The sequence below is a fragment of the Allorhizocola rhizosphaerae genome, from assembly GCF_003426775.1.
Taxonomy (GTDB): domain Bacteria; phylum Actinomycetota; class Actinomycetes; order Mycobacteriales; family Micromonosporaceae; genus Allorhizocola; species Allorhizocola rhizosphaerae.
Window position 1 is genome coordinate 1 of sequence record NZ_QJUG01000319.1, and the last position, 7,462, is coordinate 7,462.

Sequence of the window (7,462 nt, forward strand, 5' to 3'; positions counted from 1 at the left end):
GACGGCCGGCTGACCATCGCCGGGCTGCCGGCGGGCGGGCACCAGCTGCTCGCCGTCCCGACCGAGGCGCCGGGCCATGGCGCGCAATGGGTCGGCGTGTCCGGCGGCACGGGCCGCCAGGTCCTGGCCGCGACCGTCGAGGCGCGGGCCGGCCAGACCGTGACCGGGCCGATGGTTCGGATGGACCGCGCGGGCACGATCACCGGCGTCGTGACCAAGGCCGACGGCAGTGTGGCACGGTTCGGCCCGATGGTGGGTGTCGTGCCCCAGCCGCGCGGGATGGCGCCGGGTGCGGTCAACGTGGACGAGTCGGGCCTGTACACGCTGGACTTCCTCGGGCCATACGACTGGGCGCTGTTTTTCACCGAGGCTCAGGAGGCCGCGCAGTACTCCGGCGGCGTGGCCAACCCGTACTTCGCCCGGACGGTGAAGGTCACGGCGGGCGCGACCGCGACGTACGACTTCACGTTCCGCGCGGGCGTGCGGCTCACGGTGAAGACGCAAAACGCGTCCGGAGTCGAGGCGCTCAACGCGATCACCGGTTACGTCATGGGCCGCGGCAGCGGGCCGGAGTCCACGTTCCTCATCGTAGGGCCGCAGTTCGTCCGGTTCCGGGCCGATGACGGGCGGATGCACGACGGCGTGTTCTGGATCCCGAGCAGCGGTAGCAAGACGGTGGAGCTGACGTTCGACTGAACCGCAAACAGTGGTACCCTAACGATCGTTCAGGTCATTAGGGAGGCTGCGGCGTGCGGGACGAGTTGGACGGGCTCCGCGGGCGGGTCACGGCCGGGGGAGCGGCGAGATACCACGAGGCCAACGCGGCCAAGGGGAAGCTGTTTGCCCGTGAGCGCGTGGCCCGCCTGGTCGACAAGGATTCCTTTGTCGAAGACGGCATGCTGGCCAATGCCATGGCCAAGGGGGGCGGGCCCGAAGGGCAGGGGGGCGGGAGCGGACTTAGCCTGCCGGCCGACGGCGTGATCACGGGCAGTGCGACCATCGAGGGCCGCCCGGTGTGCCTGATGGCCAACGATTCCACGGTCAAGGCCGGCAGCTGGGGCGCCCGCACGGTGGAGAAGATCATCCGGATCATCGAGCGGGCCTATCTGCAGGGCGTGCCGATGGTCTATCTCGTCGACTCGGCGGGCGCCCGCATCACCGACCAGGTGGACCTGTTCCCCGGGCGGCGCGGCGCCGGGCACATCTTCTACCAGCAGGTGAAGGCCTCGGGCAGCATCCCGCAGGTGTGCGCGCTGTTCGGCCCGAGCGCGGCGGGAGGGGCCTACATCCCCGCGTTCTGCGACGTGGTCGCGATGGTCGACGGCAACGCCTCGATGTATCTCGGGTCCGACCGCATGGTGGAGATGGTCACCGGCGAGAAGACCACGCTGGAGGCGATGGGCGGGGCAAAGGTCCACTGTGAACAGTCGGGCGTGGGCCACTTCCTGTGCAAGACCGAGGATGAGGCGCTCGACGTGGTCAAGCGCTACCTGTCGTTCCTACCGCAAAACTGGACCCAGCAGCCGCCCTCCGCCGAGACGCAAGACGCGCCGGGACTGACGCATGAGCTGATTCCCGACAGCGAGCGGCGTGCCTTCGACATGCGCAAGCTAATCAAGGGCCTGCTTGACGGCGGCGATTACTTCGAGATCCAGGAGCGCTGGGCGCGCGAGCTGACCGTCGGGTTTGGACGGATGGACGGACGCGTGGTCGGCGTCGTCGGCAACAACTCGCTGCACAAGGGCGGCGTGCTGTTCGTCGACTCGGCCGACAAGGCGACGCGCTTCGTGCAGCTGTGCGACGCGTTCAACGTGCCCCTGCTGTTCCTGGCCGACGTGCCGGGGTTCATGGTCGGCAGCGCGGTGGAGAAGCAGGGCATCATCCGGCACGGCGCGAAGATGGTTTCCGCGATCAGTGAGGCGACCGTGCCCAAGATCTGTGTGGTGGTGCGCAAGGCCTATGGCGCGGGGCTTTACGCGATGGCCGGGCCGGGGTTCATGCCCGACGCCACGATCGCGCTGCCGACCGCGAAGATTGCCGTGATGGGCGCCGAGGCGGCCGTCAACGCGGTCTACGCCAACAAAATCGCGGCCCTGCCCGCCGACGAGCGCGAGGCCTTCATCGCCGCCAAGCGCGCCGAATACGAGACCGACATCGACCTGGTCCGGCTGGCCAGCGAGCTGGTCATCGACACCATCGTGACGCCCGAGGAGCTGCGCGCCGAGGTGATCCGGCGGTTCGCGGCCGCCGCAGGCAAGGACCGTCACTTCTCCAACCGCCGCCACGGCGTGACACCTGTCTAGAGGGAGTGCGACATGACTGATTTCGGACTCAGCGAAGAGCACCGGGAGCTGCGCGAGACCGTGCGGCGCTTCGCGCTCGACAAGGTGGCCCCGGTGATCGGCGAATACTACGAGCGGCACGAGTTCCCCTACGAGCTGATCCAGCAGATGGGCGCGATGGGGCTGTTCGGGCTGCCGTTCCCGGCCGAGTTCGGCGGGATGGACGGCGACTACCTGGCCCTGTGCATCGCCCTGGAGGAGCTCGCCCGGGTCGATTCCAGCGTGGCGATCACGCTCGAGGCGGCGATCTCGCTGGGCGCCATGCCCATCCACCGCTTCGGCACGGCGGAGCAGAAGGCGAAGTGGCTGCCGCCGCTCGTGCACGGCGAGGCGCTCGCGGGCTTCGGCCTCACCGAGGCCACGTCCGGCTCGGACGCCGGTGACATCCGGACCACCGCCACGCTGTCCGACGACGGGCAGGAGTGGATTATCAACGGCGGAAAAACCTTTATCACCAATTCTGGTACGAGGATCACCTCGCTCGTGACGGTGACCGCGCTGACCGGGCCCGACGAGACCTCAAGCATCATCGTGCCGAGCGGCACGCCGGGCTTCAAGGTGGCGCCCGGCTACTCGAAGGTCGGCTGGTGCGCCTCCGACACCCACGAGCTCACGTTTGACAACTGCCGCGTGCCGGTGGGCAACCTGCTCGGCGAGCGGGGCCGCGGCTTCGCCCAGTTCCTGTCCATTTTGGACGAAGGCCGGGTGGCGATCGCCGCGCTGGCCACGGGCCTGGCGCAGGGCTGCGTGGACGAATCGGTGCGCTATGCCCAGCAGCGCGAGGCGTTCGGCGCACCGATCGGGTCCTATCAGGCGATCCAGTTCATGATCGCCGAGATGGACACGCGGGCGCACACGGCCCGGCTGGCGTGGCGCGACGCGGCGGCGCGTCTGGTGGGCGGGCAGGAGTTCAAGCGACAGGCGGCGATCGCGAAGCTGCACGCGAGCACGATCGCGGTCGACAACGCGCGCGACGCCACGCAGATCCACGGTGGCTACGGCTTCATGAACGAGACCCCGGTCGCGCGCATGTGGCGGGACGCGAAGATCTTGGAGATCGGCGAGGGTACCTCCGAAATTCAAAAAATGGTCATCGCCCGGGAGCTCGGCCTCAGGTAGCGGGTCAGGTGGGCGGGATGGCCTGGACGAAGGTCTCGTAGAACTTCTGCAGGGTGCCGTCCTGGCTGGGGTAGCCGTCCCACCCCTTGTCGTAGACGACCGCGACATAGTTGCCGATCCGCCTGACCACGACCAGGTAGGTGGATTCGGGCGGCCCGGTGTCGGCCTTCTTCAGCGCCTCGTATTTCGCCTTGAGGCGTACCGAGTTCGCGTCCGAGGACACGACGGTGTAGCTCAGCCGCAATTCGGAGGTGGCGAACGGGCCGCACCGGCCGACGTCGCGGGTCAGGTTGCTGAGGGCCTGCGTGGCGCCCTGCCCCGAATATCTCGTCAGCACCTGATGGATCGCGGTCGGTCCGCTGCTCTTGTCCTCCGTGACGACGTTTTCGAACCCGCGCCGGTCCTCGATGAGCGCGTCGGTCGGCCCGGCGTCGGGCCGGCACGGGGTCGGCACCGATTCGACGAAGAAGTCCGTGACCACAGGATCGAAGCAGATCTCCGTGCCGCCCGGCACGAAGAACTCGGCCGGGATCTCCTTGCGGTAGGTGTCGCGGCAGGCGGGCGACACGCTCGGAATCGGGCTCGGGACGGCGCTGTGCGGGGGCGTGCGCGAGGTCGCGACCTCGAAGTTCGCGCGGGGATCGGGCCGCACGGCGTAGTAGCCGCCGCTGAGCATGAGCACGGCCGCGAGCACGCCCGTGGCCAGGCGCCGGGCGGCGCGGCGGTCGCTGCGCGCGCGCAACACGACGGGCTCCGGCAGGATCTGCCGTTGCGCCTCAGCTCGTAGCGGGTCGAAGAGCTCCCTCACCGGAGTTCACCTCTCTCTCCTCAAGCGCGGCGGCCAGCGCCGCCCGTCCACGGGAAAGCCAGCTCTTGACGGTCCCGGCGGGGACACCGAGATCGTCGGCGATCCGCCCGATCGGCAGGTCCAGCAGGTAGTGCATGGCCACGGCCTGCCGCTGGCTTGCGGGCAGCGCGGCCAGGGCCCGGGTGAGCAGGACCGTGCGTTCCGACGGCGGTTCGACCGTCTGCTCCAGCGGGTGCGACAGCTGCAGCACCTTGCGCCACCGCGCGAGCCGCCGCCACGCGTCCGTCGCCAGGCGGGTCACCACCAGCCGCAGCCACGCCTCCACGTCCTCGTACTCGGTCAGCCGGGTCCACTGCCGCCACGCCCGCAGATATGCCTCCTGCACCAGATCCTGCGCCTGAGCCCAGTCGCCGGTCAGGGCGTACGCATAGCCGAGCAAGCGGCGCGACGTCGCTCGGTAGCAATCGTCGAACCCCTCAGCATCGCGCACCTGCCCACCCCGCTGCTGTAATGCCTTGCTCCTGCTAAAGCAAGTCGCGGCTGATCGCCCCGCTGGGCGGCGTCTGCCAGTTCAGGCCGTCGAATAACTGACACGTCTCACGGCGGGGTTGGGTTGCATCTGTAGTCTCGCGCGAATGCGGCTCGTGTCTGTGATGTTGTGGCTGGTGGCGTCGGTAGCGGGCGCCATGCTCGGCGGCCAGATCTTCGACCGTGCCGCGACCGTGGACGAGCTTGGTCCGTCCGCCGAGTCCAAGCGGGCCGAGGCACTGCTGGATCAATGGAAGCCCGAGGGCCCGGTGATCCTCGCGGTGGTCAAGGACATCGATCCGTATGATCCGGCGATCGTGGCCAGCGTGACCGAGGTGACGCGGTCGCTGGAGGGCATGGCCAAGGTCGAGAGCCTGTATAACGCGCCGGGCGGGGCGATCGGCAAGGACAACCGCAGCACGCTGGTGCGCGCCGAGCTCACCGATCTGTCCAAACAGGACGAGGTGGTGGCGGGGCTGCGCCGGATCGCCGCGCCGGTCGTGCTCGTGGGCGGCGAGGGCCTGGCCAAGCAGGAGTTTGCCGAGCGCGCCATCCGCGATGCCGTGATCGGTGAGTCGATCGCCCTCGCCGTGCTCGCGGTGGTGCTCGTGCTCATCCTGCGCCGACAGGCGTGGATCCCGCTGGTCGCGGCGCTGGCCACGGTGACCGTGACGCTGCTGGTGCTGCTGGGCATGTCCGCGTTCACGACGGTGAACGAGTTCGCGCTCAACGTGGTCACACTGCTCGGCCTGGGTTTGGCGGTCGATTATTCACTTCTGATTATCTGGCGGTACCGGGAAGACGGTGCCACGCGGCGGGCCACGCGCGCTGTGCTCATCTCGGGTGCGGCTGTCGCGTGCGCCCTGCTCGGTCTGATGGTCTTCGCCGAGCCGCTGCTCGCCGCCATGGCGATGGGCGGGCTCGCGGCGGTGGTGGTCGCGACCGCGGTCGCGCTGACGCTCGTGCCCGCGCTGCTGCCGCGGCGTGTCGCGCCGATGCCTTCGCCTGGTGCCGGGTGGGAGCGGGTCGTGCGGTTCGCCGTCGAAAAGCCCGCGCAGAAGGCGTTTTGGAGCGCCGCGCTGTTGGTCGTGCTTGCCGTGCCGTTCGGGTTCGCGCAGCTGCACAACTCGGATGCGCGTTCTCTGCCGCGCGACAGCGAGTCGCGCCAGGTGCACGAGGAATGGCTGCACTCGTTCCGCCAGCGGCCCGAGCCGGTCGCGGTGGTCGTGGACGGCGACCACGGCACGGAGGCGATGCGTGACTATCTGAACCGGCTCAACGGGCTCGACGCGGTGAGCCGGCTCGAATTGCGCCTCGAAATCCCGCAGGGCAAGACCGTCATCGATCTCACGCCGGAGTTTGAGGCCGACGCGCCAGGAATCGTGCGGGCCGTGCGCGGCGTGCCCGCGCCCGCCCCGGCCCTGGTCGGCGGGCCGGCGGCGGAGGTGGTCGACTATCAGGACACGGTGCTGCGCCGGTTGCCGCTCGTGCTGGGCGTGCTTTTGCTCACGATGCTGGGCCTGCTGTTCGCGCTCACGGGGTCGCTGCTGGTGCCGATCAAGGCCCTGCTGCTGAACGTGTTGTCGCTGGGCGCTTCGCTCGGGGTACTAACCATGATTTTTCAAGATCTTGATCTTACGACGCCCGTCCTGCTGTTCGTCTTCATCTTCGGGCTGTCGATGGATTACGAGGTCTTCCTGCTCGCGCGGATCACCGAGGAGTACCGCCGCACCGGCGACAATCTGCGCGCGATCATTACCGGCGTGACTCGGACCGGCCCGCTGATCACTGCGGCGGCGGTGTGCCTGATCGTGGTGTTCCTCGGGTTCCTGCTGGGCGATCTGGCGCCGGTGCGCGAGATCGGGGCGGGCATGGCAATAGCGATCATTCTCGATGTCACGGTGGTTCGCGGGATACTCCTTCCAGCGAGCATGGCACTGCTCGGCCGGTGGAATTGGTGGCCGGGCAGTCAAAGGTCCGACGTTGCCCTCCCGCAAAGGGTCAACGCGACGTAGTCTTTGCGGCCATGGCCCCTGATGGTGATCCCGCTATCGGCTTCGGCGCGCTGCTGCGCGCCCGGCGTCGCGCGATCGGGCTCACCCAGGCAGAGTTGGCCGAACGCGCTGGACTGGGGGAGCGCACCGTGCGAGATCTTGAGGCGGGCCGCTCCGCGCGACCGCAGCGGACAACGGTCGAACTGTTGGCTGCCGCGCTCGGGCTGGTCGGCTCCGAGCAATCCGAGTTTCTGACAGCGTCGCGGCGCCCGGCGCCGCCGCTGCACACAACCAACGGCCACGGCCACGGCCACGGCCACCGGCTGCCCACGCTCACCCTGCCCGCGCCGCCGGAGCTGTTCGGCCGCGACGAGGAGATCGCCGCGCTGGTCAACCACCTGGCGGCCCATCCGGGCGTGACCACGCTGGTCGGCCTGGCCGGGGTGGGCAAGAGCGCGCTCGCGCTGGCCGTGGCGAGCCGGTCCGAGGTGCACTTCCCGGGCGGGGTCGCGGGCATCTCGTTGGCCGAGGGCGACACGGCCGCCGACGTCAAGGAGGCGCTGTGCGCGGTGCTGGGCGTGGCCCGCATGGGCGAGCTGCCCGCGCGCCTGGCCGAGCCCGTGCTCCTGCTCGTCGACGCCGTCGACCGGGCCGGGCCGGTGATCGCGGCC

The 7,462-nt window shown here is 69.4% G+C and carries 7 protein-coding genes; 5 read left to right on the plus strand and 2 right to left on the minus strand.

The window, feature by feature from the left end; genetic code table 11:
* From DM816_RS38560 to DM816_RS38570, 3 genes are all read left to right on the plus strand, one after another.
* Positions 1–696 (plus strand): hypothetical protein (locus DM816_RS38560; protein ID WP_211589037.1); only part of this gene is annotated, 696 nt, incomplete at its 5' end.
* A gap of 53 nt (positions 697–749) precedes the next feature.
* Positions 750–2,303, plus strand: a complete 1,554-nt coding sequence (locus DM816_RS38565) for an acyl-CoA carboxylase subunit beta (RefSeq protein ID WP_117215435.1) — start codon at positions 750–752, stop codon at positions 2,301–2,303.
* A gap of 12 nt (positions 2,304–2,315) precedes the next feature.
* The gene (locus DM816_RS38570; protein ID WP_117215436.1) at positions 2,316–3,461 is read left to right on the plus strand and encodes an acyl-CoA dehydrogenase family protein; all 1,146 of its coding nucleotides are present in this window, start codon (positions 2,316–2,318) and stop codon (positions 3,459–3,461) included.
* 4 nt (positions 3,462–3,465) lie between these two features.
* Here the strand turns inward: DM816_RS38570 and DM816_RS38575 are convergent, their stop codons facing one another.
* Complete coding sequence (locus DM816_RS38575) at positions 3,466–4,269, minus strand: hypothetical protein (RefSeq protein WP_117215437.1); 804 nt, start codon at positions 4,267–4,269, stop codon at positions 3,466–3,468.
* The gene (locus tag DM816_RS38580) at positions 4,238–4,759 is read right to left on the minus strand and encodes an RNA polymerase sigma factor (RefSeq protein WP_117215438.1); all 522 of its coding nucleotides are present in this window, start codon (positions 4,757–4,759) and stop codon (positions 4,238–4,240) included. The genes DM816_RS38575 and DM816_RS38580 overlap by 32 nt, the downstream gene beginning before the upstream one ends.
* A 145-nt stretch (positions 4,760–4,904) precedes the next feature.
* Here DM816_RS38580 and DM816_RS38585 point away from each other — a divergent pair, with 145 nt between their 5' ends.
* On the plus strand, positions 4,905–6,812 hold the full coding sequence (locus DM816_RS38585; RefSeq protein ID WP_117215439.1) for an MMPL family transporter: 1,908 nt from the start codon (positions 4,905–4,907) through the stop codon (positions 6,810–6,812).
* A gap of 11 nt (positions 6,813–6,823) precedes the next feature.
* On the plus strand, positions 6,824–7,462 hold a 639-nt coding region (locus DM816_RS38590), incomplete at its 3' end, for a helix-turn-helix domain-containing protein (RefSeq protein WP_162908273.1).